Annotated in this window: 13 protein-coding genes; 5 read left to right on the top strand and 8 right to left on the bottom strand. The window is 65.0% G+C overall.

Annotation, left to right across the window (positions count from 1 at the left end; translation table 11 throughout):
- Window positions 1–78: 78 nt before the first annotated feature.
- From VJ811_RS11360 to VJ811_RS11330, 7 genes are all read right to left on the bottom strand, one after another.
- Window positions 79–2496 (bottom strand): glycosyl hydrolase 115 family protein, encoded by a 2418-nt coding sequence (locus tag VJ811_RS11360; RefSeq protein ID WP_324072385.1) that lies wholly within the window; start codon window positions 2494–2496, stop codon window positions 79–81.
- Window positions 2497–2598: 102 nt separating this feature from the next.
- Complete coding sequence (locus tag VJ811_RS11355; protein WP_324072384.1) at window positions 2599–3711, bottom strand: glycoside hydrolase family 88/105 protein; 1113 nt, start codon at window positions 3709–3711, stop codon at window positions 2599–2601.
- 12 nt (window positions 3712–3723) lie between these two features.
- Window positions 3724–6747 carry a glycoside hydrolase family 35 protein gene (locus VJ811_RS11350; RefSeq protein WP_324072383.1) on the bottom strand — a complete coding sequence of 1008 codons (3024 nt, stop codon included), beginning with the start codon at window positions 6745–6747 and terminating at the stop codon, window positions 3724–3726.
- Window positions 6748–6760: 13 nt separating this feature from the next.
- Window positions 6761–7075 (bottom strand): L-rhamnose mutarotase, encoded by a 315-nt coding sequence (locus VJ811_RS11345; RefSeq protein WP_324072382.1) that lies wholly within the window; start codon window positions 7073–7075, stop codon window positions 6761–6763.
- A 73-nt stretch (window positions 7076–7148) separates the two neighbouring features.
- Complete coding sequence (locus tag VJ811_RS11340) at window positions 7149–8627, bottom strand: rhamnogalacturonidase (protein ID WP_324072381.1); 1479 nt, start codon at window positions 8625–8627, stop codon at window positions 7149–7151.
- Window positions 8627–9859: a rhamnogalacturonan acetylesterase gene (locus VJ811_RS11335; protein ID WP_324072380.1), complete on the bottom strand. Its 1233-nt coding sequence runs from the start codon at window positions 9857–9859 to the stop codon at window positions 8627–8629. Before VJ811_RS11335 ends, VJ811_RS11340 begins: the two co-directional genes overlap by 1 nt.
- Before the next feature lie 27 nt (window positions 9860–9886).
- Window positions 9887–11764, bottom strand: coding sequence for a rhamnogalacturonan lyase (locus VJ811_RS11330; protein ID WP_414711939.1), 1878 nt, complete (start codon window positions 11762–11764; stop codon window positions 9887–9889).
- A gap of 291 nt (window positions 11765–12055) precedes the next feature.
- Between VJ811_RS11330 and VJ811_RS11325 the strand changes: the two genes are divergently transcribed.
- Genes VJ811_RS11325 through VJ811_RS11315 form a run of 3 tightly spaced genes read left to right on the top strand, consistent with a single transcriptional unit; the run spans window position 12056 to window position 18449 of the window.
- Entirely contained in the window at window positions 12056–15052 is a 2997-nt protein-coding gene (locus VJ811_RS11325) for a TonB-dependent receptor (protein ID WP_324072378.1), read from the top strand.
- Window positions 15052–15732, top strand: a complete 681-nt coding sequence (locus tag VJ811_RS11320; RefSeq protein ID WP_324072377.1) for a DUF6250 domain-containing protein — start codon at window positions 15052–15054, stop codon at window positions 15730–15732. The genes VJ811_RS11325 and VJ811_RS11320 overlap by 1 nt, the downstream gene beginning before the upstream one ends.
- Window positions 15729–18449 (top strand): Tat pathway signal sequence domain protein, encoded by a 2721-nt coding sequence (locus VJ811_RS11315; RefSeq protein WP_324072376.1) that lies wholly within the window; start codon window positions 15729–15731, stop codon window positions 18447–18449. The genes VJ811_RS11320 and VJ811_RS11315 overlap by 4 nt, the downstream gene beginning before the upstream one ends.
- A 211-nt stretch (window positions 18450–18660) precedes the next feature.
- Here the strand turns inward: VJ811_RS11315 and VJ811_RS11310 are convergent, their stop codons facing one another.
- Window positions 18661–19992: an MFS transporter gene (locus tag VJ811_RS11310; RefSeq protein ID WP_324072375.1), complete on the bottom strand. Its 1332-nt coding sequence runs from the start codon at window positions 19990–19992 to the stop codon at window positions 18661–18663.
- A gap of 169 nt (window positions 19993–20161) precedes the next feature.
- Here VJ811_RS11310 and cyoA point away from each other — a divergent pair, with 169 nt between their 5' ends.
- Complete coding sequence (gene cyoA / locus VJ811_RS11305; RefSeq protein ID WP_324072374.1) at window positions 20162–21340, top strand: ubiquinol oxidase subunit II; 1179 nt, start codon at window positions 20162–20164, stop codon at window positions 21338–21340.
- 20 nt (window positions 21341–21360) lie between these two features.
- Window positions 21361–23373, top strand: coding sequence for a cytochrome o ubiquinol oxidase subunit I (gene cyoB / locus VJ811_RS11300; RefSeq protein ID WP_324072373.1), 2013 nt, complete (start codon window positions 21361–21363; stop codon window positions 23371–23373).
- Window positions 23374–23437: the final 64 nt, after the last annotated feature.

Genomic DNA, 23437 nt, shown 5'->3' with positions numbered 1-23437 from the left:
TCGCCGCGGTGGTCGTCAGCAGCATCGCAAGCGCGAGCAGCGTGTAACGGGACATGCGTCTCTCCGGCCTGGCGACCATCATTCCTGGGCAGGGACCGCGACGAAGCGGTCGACGAGCACGCCGCCCTCCGAGGCCGACAGCGTCAGGCGATGCGTGCCGCCCCTGATCGTTTCGCCGATGGGCATGCTGATCTGATTGTCCAGAACCGCCTGTGACCATGCCGCATCGCCGGTATTCCGTGCGATGCGGATCGAGAATGCGCGCCCGTCCAGCATCAGATCGAGCGTGAGAGGGCCGCTCGCGGTATCGGGATAGGTCGGCACGAGCATTGCCGACAGCCGCCAGCGCCCCGGCGGCAAGGTAAAGGTCAGATTTCCCGACACGGCCCGGCCGCTCGCCGAGGCGATGAGCGCGCCGTTGCGCCCGAGCCCGTCGACGCGCCGCCAGCTGCCCGCGGCCTGCTCCGCCTCGATCGCGACCTGCGGCGTGGCTGCTCCTCCGCGTGGAAGTGCGGCGAGGGCGGCCGCGCCCGATGGCATGGCGGGGAGTATCGGAGGCATGGCGCGGTAGGATTTCCATTGGCCATCGGCAGGCTCGACCGTCATCAGTCTGCGCCATTTCCCCCCGGCCACCTGGCCGTAGCCATCGGTCAGCGCGCGGATGCGCTGATCGGCGGCGTGTGCGCTGCGTGCCTGGACCATCGCGGCGGCGAAGTCGGCGTCGCGTAGCCGGTCGTGCGCCTCGGACGCGAACAGCCGTGCATTGGCCATCGCCGCCGCTTCGACCGGATAGGCGACCAACTCGAAAAAGGCGTCGGTCCGATGCGCGGGAACGCGCTGCGCCACGCGCTGCATGCGCGCGACCAGCGCGTCGAACGCCGCCATGCGGCCGGCGGCTTCAGCGGGGCCATAGGGCGAACCGCGCACCTTCTCGCCCGTGCGCCACCATTGCAGATGCTCGGGGCGGCGCTCGAAATTGAGCCGGTGATGCTCGGCCATGATCGCCGCGATTTCGGGGGCGAGTGCGGCATCGATATTCTCCGCCGCCCATTGGCGGACGAAGCCGTCGACCCCGCGCTGCCTTGTGCTCCGAACATCCCAGGCCAGCGACAGGAAATAGTCGGTGGCAAGCTCGGCGGGCTTGAGGTCGCCGACATTGGCCATCCACATCGTCCGCGCGCCGAGATCGAAGGCGCGGCCCATCTCCTCGCCGATCAAGGCAGGCGGTGTCGTCGAGAGCCAGAGATAGGAGAGCGGCGCGCCGAGATAGGAGAGGTGGTAATAGACGCCGTGCCCGCCGCTTCGGCCGCGCTCGGCGGGCTGGGGCAGGCGGCGGATATAGCCGAAATTGTCGTCGGGCCACATCAGCGTGACATCGTCGGGGATCGCAAGTCCCGCGCTGTAGATGTCGAGCACCTCCTTATAGGGCGTGAAGACCTGCGGCGCGTCTTCGATGACCGCGCCGCGCAGCAGGGCGCGCTGGTCGGCGATGATACGCGCGAGCAGCGCCTTGCGCTCCTCCATCGTACTTGCGCCCACAATCCCGCTATCGTGAATGCCGCGCATGCCCAGCGTCCAGATGCTCTCATAGCGGGCATTGGACTGGATGCGCGCGCGCCAGTAATCCGCGACGCCCTCGGGGTTCAGCGCATAGTTGAACCGCTCGGCGGGCGCGCGCCATTCGCCGACATTGTTGCGCAGCATCGGCTCGGCGTGGCTCGATCCCATGACGATCGCATGGCGGTCCGCCAGCGCGGCATTTTCGGGATTGGCATTGAAGGCGGGCGTGACCTTATGCATCGCGGGCCAGAGTGTGTTGGCCTTCAGGCGCAGCAGCAGCTCGAAGAGACGGGCATAGCTCCTCGGGCCCATGCCCTTGGCCTCGGGTTCGAAACTGGTGGCGGCCCAGGGGTGCAGCCCCCAATCCTCGTCATTGATGAAGATGCCTCGATATTTGACTGCGGGCGGGCCGAAGCGGCGCGTGCCCGCGGCGACGAACAGATTGGGGCGGCGCGCGGGCGCCACATCGGCCCACCAGTTCCACGGCGAGACGCCGATGGCACGCGAAAGCTCATAGGCGCCATAGGCGGTGCCGCGCCGGTCGCTGCCGACGATTACCAACGCCTTGGCGATGCCGGGCGCGGGCCGGTCGACGCTCGCGATCAGGAAGCTCTCCCAAGCGCCCTTGAGCTTCGTGACATCGATCCGGCGTTCTGCGGCCAGCCGGTCGATCGCGGCATTGCGGCCCAGCGTGCCGAGCCAGATCTGGGTGTCGCTGCCGAGCCTGGCGCCGGTTACCGTCGCCAAGTCCTCGCGCAGATCCGCGCCCGCGATGGCGACGACGGCATGATCCTGCGGATCAACGACGATCTGCGCTGCCTGGCCATTTGCGGCGATCGCCAGCGCACCGGCGCCGCCGTGCGTTCGCACCCAGCCGGCGGCGTGCAGCGGTGTCGCGACCAGCCCGGCCAGCAGAAATAGCGCGTGCCTAATCACCGGTGTCCGCACCGACGGCCATCGATCATTGCCGCCCCTCCATGCCGCCGGCTTCGTTGTGGACAGGGCGGCGCCGCCGGCGCGCGCCGCCCCCTATCGTCGTCAGATATAGGTTCGCAGGAACTCGGCGAGCGCGCAAATCGCGAGACTCTGCCCATAGGGCATCGAGGTGAGGCGGATGTCCTTGTAGAATTGCAGCGTGTCGCCCATCGCGGTTCCGAAGCTCACCTGCTGCAACTCGCCCTTGTCGTCGATATTGGCGAGCACGCCCTTCACCGCCTTGATGCCGACTGCTTCATAATGGCGCGGCAGATAGCCTTTCCGCACCGCCTTCAATATGCCGTAAGCGAAGCCGGCGGTGGCCGAAGCCTCCAGATAGCTGGTCGGGTCCATCACCAGCGTGTGCCACAGCCCGCTTTCGTCCTGTGTCTCGGAAAGCGTCTTTACCTGGGCGGCGAGCGTGTCGATCAGGAAGGTGCGGAAGGCGTCGCCTTCGGGCAGATCGAGGATCTCGATGATCTCCGGAATCGCGATCGTCACCCAGCAATTGCCGCGCGCCCAGAGCGCCTCGGCGAAATTGTGGCGGCCATTGAAGTCCCAGCCGTGGAACCACAGCCCGGTCTTCTTGTCGAACAGATATTTGATATGGACGAGGAACTGACGCTTGGCTTCCTCGACATATTGCGGGCGGCCCAGCAGGAGGCCGATCTTGGCGAGCGGCAGCACCGACATCATCAGCGTGTCGTCCCACATTTCGCCGGGATTTTCGTCATTATAGACGATGTGCTGGAAGCCGCCTTCCTCGGTCTTGGGCAGGCCATCGGGCGCCATAAGCCATTCGGCCCAGGTGTCGAGATAGGGGATGTAGCTCGGGTTCGGCTCGTGCTCGTAGAGCCAGGCGAGCGTGATGAAGGGCGCGACCGTGTTGATGTTCTTGGTCGGCGTGCCCTCGGCGAAGCGATCCTCGAACCACTGCTTGATGATGCCGAGCGCCTTCTTGTCGCCGGTCTGCTCATAATAGCGCCACATGCCGAACAGGCCGACGCCATGCGTCCATTCCCAGCCGGCCCAGCCCTTGGTGTCGATGATGCGTCCGTCCTCGAGATGGAGGAGGAATTCTCCTGTCTCGTCCTTGATGTTGACGAGGTTGTCCATCAGCAGGTCGATCGCCTGGGTCACCTGCTGGCGGGGGATGTCGTGGATAAGCGCGGCCATGAATGCTCCGGTCTATTGAGATGGGGTTGAGGACGGTTTCAGCTCGGCGGGGGTGCGCGGAGCGGCGACCATGCGGACGGGCACGCCGCCCTTGACGTTATGCAGGGTGACGAGCCGTACTTCTTCGAGCGCATTGCCCGGCGCGCCATCCGCCGTCACCGCCAGCGCGATCATATTCGCGCCGCGATGGTTGAGGATGCCCTCGGGGATGGGGAAGGTGCGCTGCGGACCGATATTCGCGACGAACTGGCCCATATGCCAGCCATTGACGAAGATGAGCGCGCGATAGGCGACGGGCGAGCGCGGCGTGTTCGGATCGCCGAACTGCACCGCGATCGTCGCGTCCTGCCCCTTGGGCACGTTGAGCGTGAAATTGGTACGATACCAGCTGGTGCCCGGCTTGGCCTGCTGGGCGGGCACCGCTGCCGCGATCCAGCTCCGGTCGTCGAAGCCGGGAAGGTGCCAGCCGAGCCGTTCGCCCGCAAGGCCGCCATTATTGGGGACTCCGCGCACGGGATCGGTGATGTCCTCGCCACCTGCGCGGCCCTGGATCTTCCACGCGATCGGGATGCCGAAGCTGCGCCCGCCGGGTGCCTCGAGCGACGCCGAGACGAGGCCGCGCGTTTCCTTGTGGAAATCGTCGGCGTCGAGATCCCAGTTATGGCCGTTGTTGCGTACCATGACGCTGAGCACATGCTCGCCCGGTGCACGCGCCTCGGGAGGGAGGTCGAAGGAGACGGTTCCCGTGGTGATCGGGCGCGGCAGCCCGCCCGCCAACTCATGCTGGCCGATGAATTTGCCATCGAGCCAGAGCTGGAGCATGCCCGCGCCGCCTGCGCCATAGTGCAAGGAAAGCCGCCGCGCTTCGGCGGAGCCGCTGAAGCGGCCGCGATACCAGACGTCACCCTCGTGAAAGCCATAGGCGTCCATGCCCATATTGGGCTGGCCGTCGGGCGGGCGCACAGTGCTGGCATTGGCGCGGTTGTCGATCGCCTGCCAGCCGCTGTCGTCGAAATCGGGTGCCGCCTCGGGCGAGCCATGCGCCATACGCCAGTTCGCGAGCATGGGCAGCGCAAAGTCGGCCGGGCCGGGAAGGGCGCGGTTCGCTACGCGGCTGCCGCTTGCCGAGCGCGTTGTGGCGATCGCTGCGCCGTTCCAGGTGACCGTGCGCAGCGTGTTGGGCGCCCAGATTTCGAGCGACGTCTCGCCGGCCGTGTCACCGGCAAGCGCAAGCGTCGAGCCTGTCGCACGCGCCGATCGGACGAGTGCCGGGCCGTGTTGAAGGACGGGGCCGGCGGCGGTCTCCTGCCGCCAGAAGCGGGTGCCTTCCTCTTCGTCGCCGATGAGCAATGTCAACGGCGGGCGCCCGCCGCCGGTGATGCGGACACGCGCGAGCCCCTTGTGCGCATAGCCGAGCTTCAGATCGCCGCGCGTGGCATCGAAGCTGTGCGTGACGCTCCCTTCGATTACCGTGACGGCCGGTGCGCTTGCATAGCGTAACAAAGTTTCGCCGGGTTCGCCGGTGCGGCCATAGAGCAGCATGACGTCGCCATCGTCGATGCGGAGCGCCGTCTGGAGCTCCGAGGTGGAATAGACCAGCCGCTGCCCGCCCAGGTTCACGCCCGCCACCAGCCATTTCGCGTCGAAGCCGCTCAGCTGCATCGGCAGCGTATAGCGGCCGTCGGGCAAATTGGCGGTGATCGTGAAGTCGTCGTCGCTCTGGCCGTTGGATGGCTTGTGCGTCACCAGCAGGAAGCGCGCGTCGGTTTCGGGGCTCTTGTTATGATAGGCTTGGATATTGGGCGAGGATATTTCGACCCCGCCCGCGGGGATCATGCCTGCCAGATCGGGCACTGCCGCGATCAGCGCGCCGAGTTGCTTCAGCTCCTGCGCCTTGGGGCGGAGCGCGCGCGGCTCGGAGATCGCAGCGCCATAGTCATAGCTGGTGAACACCACGGGAGCGGGGAGCCAGCCCCAGCTTGTCCCGCCATAGCTCATATAGAAGCTCTGGAGCGAGATGCCGTTGGCGAGGTTGGTGCCGTAGAAGACGCGCTGGAAGCGCTTGCCGCGCTGGATCGCATTGCACTCATAGCCGCCGTTCGATCCCCAATAATCGAACCAGCCGCCGCCGAACTCGGCCGCGAAGCCGGGCGTGGCGGGCGAGGCGGAGGCGCCGCCCTTGGCGCCGCCCATGCCGTAGAAGCCCCAGTCGGGCGCCGCCGAGCCGCGCGTGGGCCTGCCCTGAACGGTGCAAGTGCCGCCTGGATAGGCATCGAAGGCATAGAGATCGACAGGACCCTCTACGGTTCTTGCGACCTTGCTCGACTTGGGCACCCAATAGCCGTTGCGGCCTTGGTCATTGTGGAAAATCGGGACAGTGATGCCGTCGCCGCGCGCCTTGGCATAGAGGTGATCCATATAGCGCCGCTGCGCCGGAGTGGTCAGCGCGAGCTCGTTCTCGATCTGATGGAGAATCACGGTGCCGCGGCCGTCATTGATCTGATGGCGCGCGATGATGCGATTGATCTCGGTCAGCCATTCATCGACAGCGGCCAGATAGTCGGGATCGTCGGTGCGCGCACGGCTGCGCTGATTGACCAGCCAGCCGGGAAAGCCGCCGCGGGTGAGCTCGGCATTCACATAGGGGCCGGCGCGTGTGATGACGTAAAGCCCTTCCTCCTTCGCCATGTCGAGCAGAAGATCGAGATCGCGGATGCCCGAGAAGTCATAGACGCCGCGTTTGGGGCTGTGGAAACCCCAATCGAAATAGACCGCGACGGTGTTGAAGCCGCTCGCCTTCATCTTCTGGAGTATGTCACGCCACAGATCCGGGCTGGGAAGGCGGAAGGCGTGGAACTCGCCCGACCAGATGATCTGGCGCTTGCCGTCGATCATCAGCGAGCGCGCGTCGAACGAGATGCGGCCGAAGCGTTGGACGGGGGCGGTGAAATCGGCAGTAGGCTTTGCTTCCTGCGCGATCGCGGGCGTGGCGAGCGCGGTGGAGAGCAATAGGGCGGCCGTTGCGGTGCGGAACATGCGCAATATCCGCTCAGGAGAGGTGGAACATCGGAACAAGCGGCCATTCCTTGGGCCGGTTGCCCGGCTCCACCTCCATCAGGGGGGCCATATAATCCCACCAGCGCTGCATGATCGGATTGCTGCGCAGCGCATCGCGGCTGTTGTCGGGTCGGAGCTTCAGCACCGCAAAGAGCGAACGCGTCGTCTCGTCGAGGAAGATCGAATAGTCGTATATCCCCGATTCCGTGAGCAATGCCGCAAGCTCGGGCCAGATCTCGTCGTGCCGCTTGCGATACTCGTCGATCGTCCCGGGTTTCAGCTGCATCCGGAAAGCCTGAATCGACACGCGCCTCTCCATTTTCAATATATGAAACAATATTGCATTATATGGTAGACAATAGCGGGCGCGACGTCAAATCCTAAGCGTGCCACAATGGCGCCCGCCGTACCGTAAGCCCGGCGACATTCTCGGCCAGGATCGGGGGGCGGGCATCAGCCAGGGCCGTTTCCAGATGGAGGCCGTCGATTCGGACGTCGCGCGCATGGCGCATCCATAGTCCCCAAGCGGGCAATATCCCGAACATGCTGGGTTCGGGATAGGCGTCGGCAAGTTCCGCAGGGCGGCGCTCAGCGTCCGCCGCCGTCCCGCCCCCGCGATAGGTCAGGCGGATGTCCTTGAGTTCCACGTCCTCAACGGCATGGCTGCCCAGCCCCGCGATCGTGGCCGCGAAGCGATGGTCGATCTTCTCAGCATCGAGCCCGGAGATCGAGATGCCGCGGATGGCACCCATGCCGGTGCCCTCGGGCCCCCGGCGGCGATCACCCAACCTCAGGAAGAACGGCGCGGTGGTCACGTCGCGCATTGCGATACCGCGGACCACGACATCCTCCATCACCCCGCCGTCGACCATTTCGAGCGCGAGGCCGCGGCAGCGTTCGAAGCGACAATTCTCGATGCGGATATGACGATAGCCGCCATTGCTCTCGGTCCCGAGCTTGATCCGCCCGGTCACACGGTCGCGATCGGGCGCGAGATCCTGCGTCTTGCGGAAGCTGCCGTCGAGCATCGTGCCCATATCGTATCCCGAGACGGTGCAGTCACGGATGGTGACGTGCTCCGTCGGGATCGCGCGGCCCAGGGCGAGGCTGCTCTTGAGCACGATGGCATCGTCATTGGGCGTATTGACGCGGCAATTTGCAACCTGCGCGTTGCGCACGCAATCAAGGTCTATGCCATCGCGTTCGGTGTCGATCGCCAAATCCTCGATTACCAGCCCGTCGACGCCGCTGGCGAGGATCGCGAAATGCCCGCCTTTCAGGATGCGGAAGCCCGACAAGCGGATATTGCGCGCGTTCCTGAGCGCGATCGCCTTGTTGCCCCGGCCGTGCATAAGCGCGATGTCGGGTTCCAGCTGCGCGATCTCCTCGGCGGACATATCGTGCATCGACAGCGGCCGCTCGCCCGTCTGCTGCGCCCAGCGCGCGCCAGGGCCATCGCGGGTGAGGCCGGCGCCGTGGATGAGGCCGGGGCCGGTAATTGCAGCATTCTCTATGCCATCGCCCCAGATCAGGCTGTTGTGCCAATGGCTGTGCCCGAAATCCTGATAAAGCTGCTCGCCATTATTCTCTGGCGGGTCGTATTTGCCGGCATGGCGCGCGGGATCGGCCGCCTCGATCACCGCGCCCTCGGCCAGCCGCAGCGAGACATGGCTGAGCAGCCGGATCGAGAAGCAGAGATAATGCCCGCGCGGGATGACCACGGTTCCGCCGCCCGCACGCGAGACCGCGGCGATCGTGCGGTTGATGGCGCCGTTGTCGAGCACCGTGCCGTCCCCGCGCGCGCCATGATCGGTGACATTGACCGTAAGCGCGGCGTGGGCCGGGAAGGCGGAAAGCATCAGTTGCCCGCCGGGCGCGCCGCGCTGCGTGCAAGGCTTGCAGGAATCGCGATCCGCTCGGGCAGCGGTGGCTGCGCCGCCCCGAACGCGGGCAAATCGTGTGCCAGATGCGGTGCCAGATCAGGCACTTGGCCGCGAATTCCCTCGGCAACCGCGCGCGCCAGCAGCCAGGCGCCGTAATTGTTGTGATGCGTCTTGTCGGCGCCGCCATCGTTGAACGCGCGCGCGGCGTGCGTGGGGCCGAGTGCCTGGTAGATCGTCTTGCTGGCTGTATTGAGGTCAATCAGCGGCACGCGCTCCTCGGCGGCGAGCTTCCTCATCGCGGCCACATAGTCGGCCAGCGTATCGGTGATGCGGCCATCGGCGGCGAAGTTGCGTCGTTCGGGCGACGTGACGAGCACGGGCTGCGCGCCCCGCCGCCGCGCCTCTGCAATATAGGCACGGAGATAGGCGGGATAGCCATGAGCTGGATCGGCATAGGTCTGCGGCCATTGCGCCTTCTGGTCGTTGTGGCCGAACTGGATGAACAGCCAGTCGCCCGCCCTCATGCGCGATAGCGCCTTGTCGAGCCGGAGATCGGTCAGGAAGGATTTGAGCGTCTGCCCGGATTCGGCGTGGTTGGCCACCGCGACGCCGTCATCCAGCATCGCGGTCAGCATCTGGCCCCAGCTTGCCGCGGGCTCGAATCGCTGGTCGGTGACGGTCGAATCCCCCACCAGATAGACGGTCGGGACGTCGGCAGGGTTTATGCTGATCGCTGAAACACGCGGCGCGCCAAGAAATTCGAGCGTGAGCTTCTCGTCCCAAGTGAAGCTGCCCTGCTCGCGCGGATTGAGCCGCACGGCACGGCCGCCCGGCGCATTTTCAGGCGGGGCGGGAAGCGCTGCGCTGCGCACGTTGACGATGAAGCTGCGCGTTTCAAGGGCGCCCGCGCGCGTGCGGATGCCACTGAGCATCAGCCGCCGCGATTCGGCCTTCACCGTCGTGACGCCCGCCCGCCGGCGATCGCCCAGTTGCACGGTGACGCGGTAGTTGCCCTCGGGCACGGCCACCGAGAAAAGGAACCCCCGCTCGGTTGCACCAGGTTCGTAGCCGTGGCCGCCGGGCTGATAAGGAGACCCGGCTTCGACCTTGATGTGCCCCTCCCTGACGGGGGCGTTGCCGAGATCGAAGGCCATCATGGGCGCGGCGGCGCTCATCGCGCCGATGAGGAGGGGGAACGGAAAGGCCATACGGGCACCTTGCGAATGGAAAGGCCGTCAGCGCGGGTTCTTGCCCACGGCATCGGCGAGCGGGAAGGACGTGTGCGGCGGCTGGTTATAGCCGCTGTTCTGCCATGCTACGCCGAGCCGGTAGACGCGATCGTGCATCAGCATGGGCAAGCGGATCGCGGTAGAATGGGGCGTCGTATAGACGCGCAGCTCACGGCTGTCCTCGCTGCGCAGGATCAGTTCCTCGCGCCAGTCGCCCAGAATATCGGCGCTGAGCGCGGGTGTCGCCTTGGTGCCATTGTTCGACGCCGCGCCGTGCGCCTCCAGCAGCAGCGTCTCGGTGCCGTCCTGCCAGTTCCATTTCGTAATGCGATTGCGATCGAGCAGTTCACGCTGCGCATCGCCATCCCACCATATGCCGAAATTGGCGGCCGCGGGGCGTCCCCCCGGGATGATCGCACCGCGCGCGGTGTAAAGTTCAGGCGAATTGGAGGCCCAGGCCTCGGCGCCCGGATGGCGCGGGTCGATATCGATCGCGATACCGCGTCCGGTGTCCTTTTCAGCGGGCGTCGACCAGAGCACTGCGCCCGTCCGGGCATCCAGCATCGCTGCGCCGATGCCGCCATTGGCCTGCATGTTCTCATGCACGCCGAATTTCTCCAGTCCCGGCCGGGTGGGATCGAGATCGGAGACGTGCATCGTATCGCCGTGGAAGAGCCGTGCCGACCACAGCCCCTTGCCGTCATCGTCGAGCGCCATCGATCCGTAGAGGATCTCGTCACGCCCGTCGCCGTCGACGTCTGCCACCGACATCTGGTGATTGCCTTGCCCCGCAAAGTCCGCATTTCCAGGCGTGGCGCTGTCGAACAGCCAGCGCATCGTGAGCTTGCCGTCGCGCCAGTCCCATGCCGCAAGCGTGGTGCGTGCATAATAGCCGCGCGCGAAGATCAGGCTGGGGCGCTTGCCGTCGAGATAGGCGACGCTTGCCAGATAGCGGTCCGAACGGTTGGCATAGCCGTCGCCCCATAGCTCGGTCAGCCTCTCGCTCGACGGGCTGTGCGTTTCGGGCGCACGGGGCGGGGCATAAGGGGCGGTGGCAAGCACCTTGCCCGTGCAGCCGTCGAAGATGCTCAGATATTCGGGGCCCTTGAGGATGCGCCCGGCAAGCGGCGCCACGCGGCGGCCGTTGGGCAATGTCTTCGCGCCCGTCCGGTCGGCTTGCGGCACTTCGCCGCCATGCCCGCGCCAGTCCGCGGCGGCATCGCCGATCATCTGTCCGGTGCCGTCGATCGTGCCATCTGCGGTCTTCATCGCGATTTCTGCGCGGCCGTCGCCATCCAGATCATAGACCATGAAGGGCGAATAATGCGCACCCGCGCGGATGTTGCGGCCAAGATCGATCCGCCACAGCCGCTTGCCGCCGAGCGTGTAGGCGTCGATCAGCGTCTCGCCGCTATAGCCTCCGAAGGCATTGTCCTTCGATATGGAGGGATCCCATTTGAGGATGATCTCATAAAGACCGTCACCGTCGAGATCGCCGACGCTCGCGTCATTTGCGGTATAGCTGTAGCGTTCGCCTGTGGGTGTCATCCGGTCGGCGGGCTTGTCGAGCGGGATCGAAAGATAGCCATGTTGCCACGGCATGATCGATGCCGACGCCGGCCGGCCTTCGATTGCGACACTATAGCGTGACGCGGCGGTTCCCCTGCGATCGATCACGCTCGGTATCGAGGTTCGTGCGATCGTGCGACCGTCCCGTTTGAGGATGAAGCGTGGCCGCGGGCCATCGCCTGGAAGCAGCCGCCAGCTGATGTGGTTGCCGCCGCCACTGGCGGAAACAGCCACCGGCGCGCGTTCCGCTGCGGCAAGCGGGCTGCTGGCAAGAGCAGCGGCCAAAGGCAGAATCGCGGAACCGATCGACGACATGAAATCCCCTCTCAATTGCGCCGTCTCAAAGCGGCTGATGAATACCAATAAATGGGATGCAATATCATATATAGAAAATGTTTATTTGCAAGCGAAAGCGCCCGCGATATGCCGGGGCAGGTGCCGCGTTGAGATGTAGCGGTTTTTCCATTAATTCCCATATAATGGTCCTATATGTCGTATGATGAAAATTTCTCTTGCGGCGTCGGTCTTGGGTGTTAATATATCGGACAATTGAAAAGGGCCGGTAGCGCCCAACGACGGGTTTGGAGCCCGCAAATAGGAGGGGTTATGCGACTGTTTCATGCCACCAATATGCGTTCGATTTCGCTCGCGGCGCTTGCGATTGCGAGCCTGGGCGCAGCCCCGGTATCGGCGCAGGAGGCGCCTCAGGCGAAACCCAGCGCCGACGAAATCATCGTCACCGGCATTCGTGCCTCGCTTGCAACCGCCATCGATCGCAAGAAGAACGCCTCTACTACGGTTGATTCGATTGTGGCCGAGGATGTCGCCAAGTTCCCCGACAAGAATATTGGCGAGGCTGTCTCGCGCATCACCGGCGTTCAGCTGACGCGCGACTTCGGCGAGGGCACGCAGGTCTCGATCCGCGGCGTCGAGCCCGATCTCAACCGTATCGAGGTGAACGGTGCCTCGACCTTGGGCGTGCAGGGCGGGCGCGGCGCCGATTTCCGCGAGCTTGCAGCAGAGCTCATCTCTGCGGTCGATGTTTACAAGGGCTATGTCGTCAACCTCACCGAGGGCGGTGTTGGCGGCACGGTGAGCATCAAGACGCGCAAGCCGCTCGAGCTCAAGCGTCCGCTGCTCGTTGTCAATGTCTCGGGCCAGAGTGTCGATTCGATCGGCGGCGTCCAGCCGCGCGCTACTCTCGTGGCGGGCACCAAATTCTTCGAAGATCGAATCGGCGTGCTGCTGAACGCCACCTATGATCATGCGCGTACGCGCGGCGATTTCGTCCGCAATACCGAATGGGTGCGTCTGGGGGATCTTAACCAGGACGGGCGCAAGAACACCGAGAACCCCAATTTCGCCAATATCACGTCGCTCAGTCAGTGCGGCAGCGTTTCGACCTCCGCAGCGGCGGGCGCGACACGCGCGGATTGCCAGCTGCAATTCTATGATTTCTCGCCGCGCATCCCACGGCTCGGCCTTTGGGAGCGCGACGACAAGCGCCTGTCACTCGAAGGGACGGTCCAGGCCGAAATCACCGACAATCTGCGCGCCTATGCCGGCCTCCAATATAATGAGCGCAAACAGCGGTTGATCGATTATAATTATTCGTTCGACCTGACCGCGCTGCACCGCTTCACGCTCGGCAGCAGTGTCGAGGTGGATGATGCTGGCAATGTGATCGGCTTTACCACCGCACCCATCGTCACCAACAATGCGGGAGCGGCGAACCAGGGCGCGGGCTCGATTTTTGGCGCGAGCAAGCGCGATTTCGCCTATAATCTGAAGTCGCGCTACATCAATGCGGGCTTTGACTGGCAGCTTGATCGCCTGCGCGTCGAAGGTCTGATGGTGCTGTCCAAGGCAGATCTGCGGAGCGATTCCAACAGCCTGGGCCTCTCGGCATCGCCTGGTTCGGTGCGCTTCCAGATCGATCCGGAAACGGGCACGCCCAGCTGGACCTTCCCCGCCGGTTTCGATCCGAACAGCGTTGCGGCCTATGAGTACAAGGCCGCCGCTCGCGCCGCAGGTCCTGTGGTGCAGTACCGTCCGTCCGAAAATGATTCGACTGAGGATCAGTTCAAGATCGACTTCGATTACGAAGTCGATTTTCCCTTCATCAAGTCGCTTGAATATGGCCTGCAACATCGCAAGGCCACGTCGCTCAGCTATGGCGGCGGCGGGTATCTCGCGATCAATCCAGACGGTACTACCACGACGGTGCCGACGCTCAACATCAACATCAACACGGCGGTCACGGGTGGCCCCACCAACCTCACCAACCCGCGTGCACCGATCTGGTCGCCCGCGCGGCTCGCCGAGTTTTTGCAGCAGAACACCAACCTGACGCCCGGCACCTTTTACAATCAGCCCGGTTTCGACCGCTCGGGCCTGCCCGCCAAATGGCTGTCGCCGTCGTTCAACAACCTGAATGACTTCTTCGAACTGTCGGACTTCAACCGTGACTGCATCCGCATGTGCAACGGCTATGCACAGCCGCCGGCGTTCGACATCACGGAGAAAATCTTCGCCGGCTATGTCATGGCGAATTTCGAGCAGCAGCTCGGTGGCATGGAACTGCGCGGCAATTTCGGCCTGCGCGTGGTCGAGACGCGCGACAACGCCACGGGCATCAACACGATTCGTGAACGGCGCCCGGCGCCAACGCCCGCCAATCCATCGGCAACGGTGGACGTGATCGTGGGGCAGCAGATCATCTCGCTCAAGAACCGCTATGTCGATTATCTGCCCGCCTTCAATGCGGCCCTGTTCGTAACGCCCGAGGTCATCGTGCGCGGCAACTGGGCCAAGGTGATCGCGCGGCCCAAATTCTCCGATCTCGCGCCCAATTCCAACTGTCTGTTCGACACGACGCCCGATGGCTCGATCGACGATATCCTGGATGGCTGCACCGCGGGTAATCCCTATCTGAAGCCCTATCGTGCCAGCCAATGGGATTTGAACGTCGGCTGGTATCCCAATCGCGATACCGCGTTCACGATCGGCTATTATCAGAAGAATATCGACACCTTCGTATTGTCGCGCACGCTGGTCCGTGATGTGGACTTCTTCGGCGACGGCCGCCGCTTCGACGTGACGATGCCGATCAACGGCACGGGCGCTGTCCAGCGCGGCATCGAGGCTTCGGCTCAATCGGCCTTCACCTTCCTGCCCGCGCCGTTCGATGGGCTGGGCGCGATCGTCAACTATACCTATGGCGAATCGAGCAATGTCGGCCTGGTGAACCAGCTGACTGGCGAAAAGCTGCCCTATCCATATCTTTCGAAGCACACGGCAAACTTCACGGCATATTACGAGAAGCACGGCATCAGCATCCGCGTGCCGGTCCAATATCGCAGCCCCTATCTGGTCAACGCTGCGGAGCGTTCGGGTAATGCGGTGTTCCGTGACTCGACAATCTATGTCGATGCCCGGGCCGGCTACACCTTCTCGGTCGGGCCGGTGCGCGAGCTCGAGCTGTTTGTCGAGGCCAAGAACCTGACGGGCGAAAATGAGCGTTCCTATGCCGGCGATATTCGCGAGACCGAGATCGCCTATGCTGGGCGACGCTATTTTGCAGGTGCGCGCTTCGTCTTCTGATGATCCTCCCCTCCCACCTCCTCACCCGGGCGCCCTTGTGGCGGTCGGGTGGGTTTTTGCTGGCGGCGCTGCTGGCGGGGTGCGCCGGCGGTTCTGCATCCTCGGCCTGGCAGATCGAGGCGGAGGATTCAGCGGCGCGCGTTTCTTTCGCTGGCGGCATAATCGACATCGATACGGCCAAGGGGCTGTCGCTCTGGTATCGCGCGCCCTTGCAGGGGCCGGTCGCCATCTCGTTCGAGGCGATGGCGGTGTCGGAGGGCGGGCCGAACGATGCTGTCAGCGACCTCAACGCCTTCTGGATGGCAACCAATGCCGATGGCAGCGCGGTGTTCTCCATCCCGCGCAGCGGCGCCTTTGCCGAATATGACGACCTCAAGACCTATTATGTCGGCGTCGGCGGCAACCGGAACAGCACCACGCGCTTCCGCCGCTATGTCGGCAAGGCGGGCAACAGGCCATTGCTGCCCCAGCATGATCGAAGCGACCCCGCAGTGCTGCTCCAACCCAACCGCTGGACGCATATTCGCCTGATCGCCGACGGCGCGCGCATCGCTGTCGAGCGCGATGGCGCGCCCCTCTTCACGCTCGAGGATCCCGAGCCCTATCGCCGCGGTCATTTCGCGATCCGCACCACCAAGAGCCATCTCCGGGTCGCACATTTCAGGATTTCCCGCCCATGACATCGAGACTGACGCGACGCGAGGCGCTTTCGGCCACATTGCTTGCAGGTGTGGCGGGTGCGCTGCCGATCGAATTCGCGCAGGCTGCTGCGGGGAGCACGCGCCTGCCCGAAACACCCGTGCGCTGGATCGACGGCGCGGCACCCGCGCTCGATCTCGGGCAGACCTTCGGCATTCCCTGGCCGCGCGGCGTGCTGCGGGCGGGCAAACCGCTTTCGCTTCATACCCGCGGCGGTCAGGAATTGCCGTCGCAGCATTGGACGCTCGCCACCTGGCCCGACGGATCGGTCAAGTGGAGCGCGCACGCGCTCGCGGCGGGCGCGGGGGGGGCGGAGGAAATCATGGTCGCGCCCGGCAGGCCTGCGTCGCCCCGTGTGCCGGTGAGCGCGCGGAGCGAGGGCGACAGCATCATCGTCCGGTCGGGCGATCTCGTCTGGGAAATTGGCCGCAGCGGCGATGCGCTGCTGCGCGCTGCGCGGATCGGCGACCGGATGGTGCTCGGCCCGGTAACGCTGCGCGCGGCAAGCCGCAACGATCCCGAAAAGGGAGATGAGACGCGCTATTCCGGCCGGATCGAGCGCACGGTGATCGAGCAGGCCGGCCCGGTGCGTGCGGTGATCCGCGTGGAGGGCGTGCATGAGGGCGCGGGGCGGCGCTGGCTTCCCTTTACCATCCGGCTCTATGCCTATGCCGGGGCGACCGCGCTGCGCATCGTCCACAGCTTCATCTTCGATGGCGATCCCGCGCGCGATTTCGTGTCGGGGCTTGGTATCAGCGCGCAGGTGCCGATGCGTGCGGCGCTCCATGATCGGCATGTGCGTTTCGGCCTGGGCGGCAAGGCGCTTTTCACCGAGGCCGTCCGTCCGCTCACCGGGCTGCGCCGCGATCCCGGCGCCGCTTTCCGCGCGGCGCAGGTCGCCGGGCGCGCCGTGCCGCCGCTCGGGCAGATGGCGCCCGCCGTTCGCGACCGGCTTGACGCGATCCCCGCCTGGGGGGACTTCACGCTGCGCCAGCTTTCGGCCAATGGCTTCACGCTCGCCAAGCGCACCGCTACCGGGCATGGCTGGGTCGATGCGGGCGAAGGACACCGCGCGCCGGGGCTCGCCTATGTCGGCGGCCCCGATGGCGGCGTCGCGATCGGTCAGCGCTATTTCTGGGAGCGCCATCCCGCGCAGCTCGATATCCGCGCCGCGGCCAGCAACGCGGCGACGCTCACCGCCTGGCTCTGGTCGCCCGATGCCGCACCGATGGACCTGCGGCCCTATCGTGGCGTGATGGGAATGGAGGGCTATGACGCGCAGAATGCGGGGCTCGATGTCACCTATGAAGATTATGAGCCCGGCTGGGACAATGCGCATGGGATTGCACGCACCAGCGAGCTGACGCTCTGGGCCTGTGACACGACCCCCTCCGCCGAAACGCTCACCGCTATGGCCCGTGCGGTGGCGACACCGCCGCAGCTGATGGCGGCACCCGAGCGCATTCATGCCGCGGGGGTGTTCGGGGATTGGAGCCTGCCCGATCGCTCGACCTCCAACCGCGCGGTGATCGAGGATCAACTCGCCAATCTCGTGGATTTTTATGCGGGCGAGGTCGATCGGCGCTCCTGGTACGGCTTCTGGAACCACGGCGATGTCATGCACAGCTATGACAGCGACCGGCATCAGTGGCGATATGATATCGGTGGTTTCGCCTGGGCGAACAGCGAACTCTCGCCCGATCTCTGGCTCTGGTATGCGGCCTTGCGCTCGGGCGATGCGCGGACCTTTCGCCTTGCCGAGGCCATGACGCGCCATACCGGAGAGGTCGATGTCCATCATATCGGGCGCTTCGCCGGATTGGGGACGCGCCACGGCGTCCAGCACTGGAGCGACAGCTCCAAACAGCCGCGCGTGAGCAATGCCGCCTATCGGCGGATCTTCTATTACCTCACCGCCGACGAGCGCGTGGGCGATCTGATGCGCGCGCTCGTCGCCTCGGATCATGCGCTCCAGACCGTCGTCATCGGCCGCAAGGTGCCGGGAAAGCAGCCGCCGCCACCGCCGCCGGGCATGGTCGAGATGAGCTTCGGCACAAGCTGGTGCTCGCTCGCCGCCGCATGGCTCACGGAATGGGAGCGCACGGGCGATAAGCGGTGGCGCGACCGGTTGATCGCGGGGATGGACAGCATCGGCCGCATGCCGCGCGGCTGGATGACCGGAGGAGGGCTGTTCGACCTGGCCTCGGGGCGCTTCCGTGATCCCGGCGACAAGATTTCGCTTTCGCATCTGAACGCGGTGTTCGGCGCAGTGGAGATCAACGCCGAGCTGCTCGCGCTCCTCGACGTCCCGCGCTATCGCACGGCCTGGCTCGATTATTGCCGCTGGTACAATGCGCCGCAGGCCGATTATCTCGCCCGGTTCGGCCCGCCCTTTGGTCCGCGCAACCTTCGCGAGGGCCATTCGCGACTCACCGCCTATGCCGCGCGCCACCTGCCGGATCCGGCGCTCGAGTTGCGCGCGGCCGAGGAATTTTATTCGGGGCAGGCAGGGCTCGGCACCGTCCGCGGGGATCCGCGGCGCACCTTGCCCGACGGCACGGTCGAATGGCGCAATGTCTCGACCAACGCCGCGTCCCAATGGGGCCTGGCTGCGATCCAGAATCTGGCGCTCGTGCCCGAGGCGCTCGACAAGGGTGACCTTTCCCCGGCCGGGCGCCGACCAGAGGCCGCACCCTAGCATTGCAGTTGATTTTTGATTGAGCTCTGAATCAACGGGTCTCCATGGCAGGGAGGCCGTGGACGACGGGTGCATCGATTGAGACGGCGCCGGGGCTTTGGGCGTCTTTGTCTGAGGGATGAGCGGAGAGTCTTCCGTCCCGGGAACCGGTCCATTATTTGCGGCGCCGCCGGCGCGATGGAGGCGCCGACGTGCCTGCGGGGTCAGCCGATCAGCTCGCGAGTTCGCGGTTGAGCCAGAGGGCGACGAGCGTGCCGATCGCGCCCGAGAGCAGGTAGGCGCCCGCGGCGATCAGCCCGAACTGGCTGGAGAGCCAGAGCGCGACCATCGGCGCGAAACCGGCACCGAACAGCCAGGCGAGGTCGGAGGTGAAGGCCGAACCGGTGTAGCGGTGGCGTGGGTGGAAGTTCGACGACAGCGCGCCCGACGACTGGCCGAACGACAGGCCGAGCAGCGCGAAGCCGAGGATCATGAACGCCGCTTCGCCGAACTCGCCGGCGTCGAGCAGCTGCGGCGCGAAGCCGCTGAACGCCGCGATGGCGGCGGCGGTGGCGGCGAGAAGCGTGCGGCGGCCGAAGCGGTCGGCGAGCACGCCCGACGCGATGATCGTCCCGATGCCGACGACCGCGGCGATCGCCTCAATCATCAGGAAGCGGACCGGGCTTTCGTCGGTGAACAGGAATACCCACGACAGCGGATAGACGGTGACCATGTGGAACATCGCGAAGCTGGCGAGCGGCGCGAAGGTGCCGATGACGATGGTCTTCCATTCCGACCGCACCGTTTCGAGCAAGGGCGCGGGTTCGAGCGCGCGATTTTCGAACAATTCGGCATATTCGGGGGTCACGACGATGCGCAGCCGCGCGAACAGCGCGACGACGTTGATCGCGAAAGCGACGAAGAAGGGATAGCGCCAGCCCCAGGCGAGGAAATCCTCCGCCGGGAGCGCCGCGATGAGGAACATGAAGAGCAGGCTGGCGACGATGAGGCCGAGCGGGGCACCGAGCTGCGGGATCATTGCGTACCAGCCGCGGCGGTTCTCGGGCACGTTCAATGCGAGCAGCGAGGCGAGACCGTCCCACGAGCCGCCGAGTGCGACGCCCTGGCCCATGCGGAACAGCGCGAGGAGGAGCGCGGCGCCGATGCCGGCCGATTCATAGCCGGGGACAAAGGCGATCGCGGCGGTCGACCCGCCGAGCAGGAACAGCGCGACGGTAAGCTTTGCCCCGCGGCCATAGGCGCGGTCGATCGCGGTGAAGATGATCGTGCCGACAGGGCGCGCAAGGAAGGCGAGCGCGAAGATCGCGAACGACCAGAGCGTACCCGTCAGCGGGTCGAGGTGCGGGAAGACGAGCTTCGGGAACACCAGCACCGACGCGATCGCATAGACGAAGAAGTCGAAGAATTCGGAGGTGCGGCCGATGATGACGCCGATCGCGATTTCGGCGGGGTCGATGCGGTGGCCGCCCCCGTGGTCGTCGGCGCCGTGGAGGGCGCGGGCGTCGCGTTCGACCTCGGTGGTGGGCACGGTATCGGCAGCCATGGTAACAATCCTTGAGCTGGCGCCCTCCGCAGGACAGGATGCGGCGGCACGAGTCGGTCATAGGGCAAAATTACCCCGAATGAAAATGCCCCTGCGCGATCACGAACGGTCGCGGGATTGGACAAAATGTCCTATGTGCAGTGCAGCAAAGGAGGCCTAGGCGCGCATCATGCCAAGCAATCTCCCCCGTTTTCCCGCCCGATTGCGGCTTTTGCCGCTGCTCGCCGCGCTGCCGCTTTTGTCGGGATGCGGGCTGGTTGTGCTCGATCCCGCCGGCGACGTCGCGCGCCAGCAGGGCGATCTGATCATCCTGTCGACGGTGCTGATGCTGCTGATCATCGTGCCGGTGATGGGGCTGACGATCTTCTTCGCGTGGAAGTATCGCGCGTCGAACAGGCAAGCGACGTACAAGCCCGACTGGGACCATTCGACGCAGCTCGAGCTGGTCATCTGGTCGGCGCCGCTGCTGATCATCATCTGCCTCGGCGCGGTGACATGGGTCGCGACGCATTTGCTCGATCCCTATCGCCCGCTCGCGCGGACGGGGCCGGGCCAGCTCGTCGCGGCGGAAGCGAAGCCGCTCGACGTGCAGGTCGTCGCGCTCGACTGGAAATGGCTGTTCATCTATCCCGAACAGCGCGTTGCGACGGTGAACGAGCTGGCATTGCCGGTGAACCGGCCGATCCGTTTCCGCATCTCCTCCTCGTCGGTGATGAACAGCTTTTACGTGCCCGCGCTCGCGGGGCAGATTTACGCGATGCCGGGCATGGAAACCAAGCTGCACGGCGTGTTCGACAAGACCGGCGAATTTACGGGCTTCTCGGCCAATTATTCGGGCTGGGGCTTTTCGAACATGCGCTTCGCGGTGAAGAGCCTGCCCGCGGGCGAGTTCGACAAATGGGTCGCGACCGCGAAAGCTTCGGCCGAAGGCGACCTCAGCCGCAACGCCTATCTCGAGCTTGAGAAGCCGACGCACAAGGAACCCGTCCGCCGCTTCGCCGCGAGCGATCCGCAGCTGTTCGACGCGGTCGTCAACATGTGCGTCGAGCCCGGCAAGATGTGCATGCACGATATGATGTCGCTCGACGCCGCGGGCGGCGCGGGCATCGCGGGCATCGGCAACGTCCGGCAGGTCACCTATGACAAGTTCGCCGCGCGCGGCACGGTCGACGCGGCGCGCTGGAGCATGCGTTATGTCGCGGCCGCTTGCAGTTCGCCGGTGATGTCGAACGACCGCCCCGACGCGAAGCCGGTCGCGCCGGACAAGCTGAAGGGCGAGGGGCTGCCGGTTCCGGCGAAGCCCGAACGCACCGCGCTGAACGCGCCCGCCGTCCGCCCGATGTCCTGAACGCGAAGCCCGAGATTCTCATGAGTATTCCGCACCCCGCACCCGCAACTCACCCGATTTTCGGCAAGCTGTCGCTCGAGGCGCTGCCGCTGCACGAGCCGATCCTTGTCATCACCTTCATCGGCGTCGTCCTTGGCGGCATCGCCGTGCTCGGCCTGATCACCAAATATCGTCTCTGGGGTTATCTGTGGACCGAATGGTTCACCACCGTCGACCACAAGCGCATCGGGATCATGTACATGATCCTGGGGCTGATCATGTTCCTGCGCGGTTTTGCCGACGCGATCATGATGCGCCTGCAGCAGGCGATGGCGTTCGGCGGATCCGAGGGGTATCTGACGCCGCACCATTACGACCAGGTGTTCACCGCGCACGGCGTGATCATGATCTTCTTCGTCGCGATGCCGTTCATCACCGGGCTGATGAACTATGTCGTGCCGCTGCAGACCGGCGCGCGCGACGTCAGCTTTCCCTTCCTCAACAATTTCAGTTTCTGGATGACGACCGCGGGCGCGGTGCTGACGATGATCTCGCTGTTTATCGGCGAATATGCACAGACCGGCTGGCTGGCCTATCCGCCGTTATCGGGCATCGCCTACAGCCCCAATGTCGGCGTCGACTACTACATCTGGGGCTTGCAGATAGCCGGCGTCGGCACCACCCTGTCGGGCATCAACCTGATCGTCACGATCCTGAAGCTGCGCGCGCCGGGCATGGGGCTGATGAAAATGCCCGTCTTTACCTGGACCTCGCTCTGCGCGAACATCCTGATCGTCGCGTCCTTCCCGATCCTGACCGCGACGCTCGTGCTGCTGACGCTCGACCGTTATGTCGGCACCAATTTCTTCACCAACGATCTCGGCGGTTCGCCGATGATGTATGTGAACCTGATCTGGATCTGGGGGCACCCCGAGGTCTATATCCTGGTGCTGCCGCTGTTCGGGGTCTTTTCCGAAGTCACCTCGACCTTCTCGGGCAAAAGGCTCTTCGGCTATACGTCGATGGTCTATGCGACGATCTGTATCACGATCCTGTCGTACGTGGTGTGGCTGCACCATTTCTTCACCATGGGGTCGGGGGCGAGCGTCAACAGCTTCTTCGGCATCACGACGATGGTGATCTCGATCCCGACGGGGGCGAAGCTCTTCAACTGGCTGTTCACCATGTACCGCGGCCGCATCCGCTTCGAATTGCCGATGATGTGGACGGTCGCCTTCATGCTGACGTTCGTTATCGGCGGCATGACCGGCGTGTTGCTCGCGGTGCCGCCCGCCGATTTCGTGCTCCACAACTCGCTGTTCCTGATCGCGCATTTCCATAACGTGATCATCGGCGGCGTGCTGTTCGGCCTGTTCGCGGCGATCAACTATTGGTGGCCCAAGGCGTTCGGTTACAAGCTCGACGTGTTCTGGGGCAAGATCAGCTTCTGGTGCTGGGTCGTCGGTTTCTGGGTCGCCTTCACCCCGCTGTATATCCTTGGCCTGATGGGCGTGACGCGGCGCATGCGCGTGTTCGACGACCCGAGCCTGCAAATATGGTTCGTGATCGCAGGGATAGGCGCGCTGATCGTCGCCGCGGGCATCGGCGCGATGCTGGTTCAGTTCGCGGTGAGCATCTGGCGCCGCAAGGAGCTGCGCGACACGACCGGCGGCGATCCGTGGGACGGGCGCACGCTCGAATGGGCGACCAGCTCGCCGCCGCCCGACTATAATTTCGCCTTCACGCCGGTGATCCACGATCTCGATGCGTGGTACGATATGAAGACGCGCGGGCATCGGCGGCCGGTCGATGGCTTTCGCGACATCCATATGCCGAGCAACACCGGCACGGGGATGATCCTGTCGGGCTTCTGCCTCGTCATGGGGTTCGCGCTGGTCTGGCACATCTGGTGGCTCGCCGCGCTGAGCTTTGCCGCGACGATCGTCGGCGCGATCTATCACACCTTCAACTACAAGCGCGATTTCGACATTCCGGCGGCGACGGTCACCGCGGTCGAGGACGCGCGGACCCGCCAGCTGGCGGCCGGAGCCTGATGCGATGAGTGCCAAGATCATCACCGCCGACCAGCCCGTCCACTTCTACGCCCTCGACGAGCAT

Source organism: Sphingopyxis sp. (assembly GCF_035250425.1).
Classification (GTDB): domain Bacteria; phylum Pseudomonadota; class Alphaproteobacteria; order Sphingomonadales; family Sphingomonadaceae; genus Sphingopyxis.
The sequence above is the reverse complement of the archived record's forward strand: the minus strand, read 5'-3'. Positions and strand labels throughout refer to the sequence as shown.

Excerpts from the sequence above, each read along its gene's own strand:
- VJ811_RS11320 (WP_324072377.1), top strand. The coding sequence starts at position 15,052 with ATGATCCTCCCCTCCCACCTCCTCACCCGGGCGCCCTTGTGGCGGTCG.
- VJ811_RS11330 (WP_414711939.1), bottom strand. The coding sequence starts at position 11,764 with ATGTCGTCGATCGGTTCCGCGATTCTGCCTTTGGCCGCTGCTCTTGCC.
- VJ811_RS11340 (WP_324072381.1), bottom strand. The coding sequence starts at position 8,627 with ATGCTTTCCGCCTTCCCGGCCCACGCCGCGCTTACGGTCAATGTCACC.
- cyoB (WP_324072373.1), top strand. The coding sequence starts at position 21,361 with ATGAGTATTCCGCACCCCGCACCCGCAACTCACCCGATTTTCGGCAAG.
- VJ811_RS11350 (WP_324072383.1), bottom strand. The coding sequence starts at position 6,747 with ATGTTCCGCACCGCAACGGCCGCCCTATTGCTCTCCACCGCGCTCGCC.
- cyoA (WP_324072374.1), top strand. The coding sequence starts at position 20,162 with ATGCCAAGCAATCTCCCCCGTTTTCCCGCCCGATTGCGGCTTTTGCCG.
- VJ811_RS11325 (WP_324072378.1), top strand. The coding sequence starts at position 12,056 with ATGCGACTGTTTCATGCCACCAATATGCGTTCGATTTCGCTCGCGGCG.
- VJ811_RS11315 (WP_324072376.1), top strand. The coding sequence starts at position 15,729 with ATGACATCGAGACTGACGCGACGCGAGGCGCTTTCGGCCACATTGCTT.
- VJ811_RS11310 (WP_324072375.1), bottom strand. The coding sequence starts at position 19,992 with ATGGCTGCCGATACCGTGCCCACCACCGAGGTCGAACGCGACGCCCGC.
- VJ811_RS11335 (WP_324072380.1), bottom strand. The coding sequence starts at position 9,859 with ATGGCCTTTCCGTTCCCCCTCCTCATCGGCGCGATGAGCGCCGCCGCG.
- VJ811_RS11355 (WP_324072384.1), bottom strand. The coding sequence starts at position 3,711 with ATGGCCGCGCTTATCCACGACATCCCCCGCCAGCAGGTGACCCAGGCG.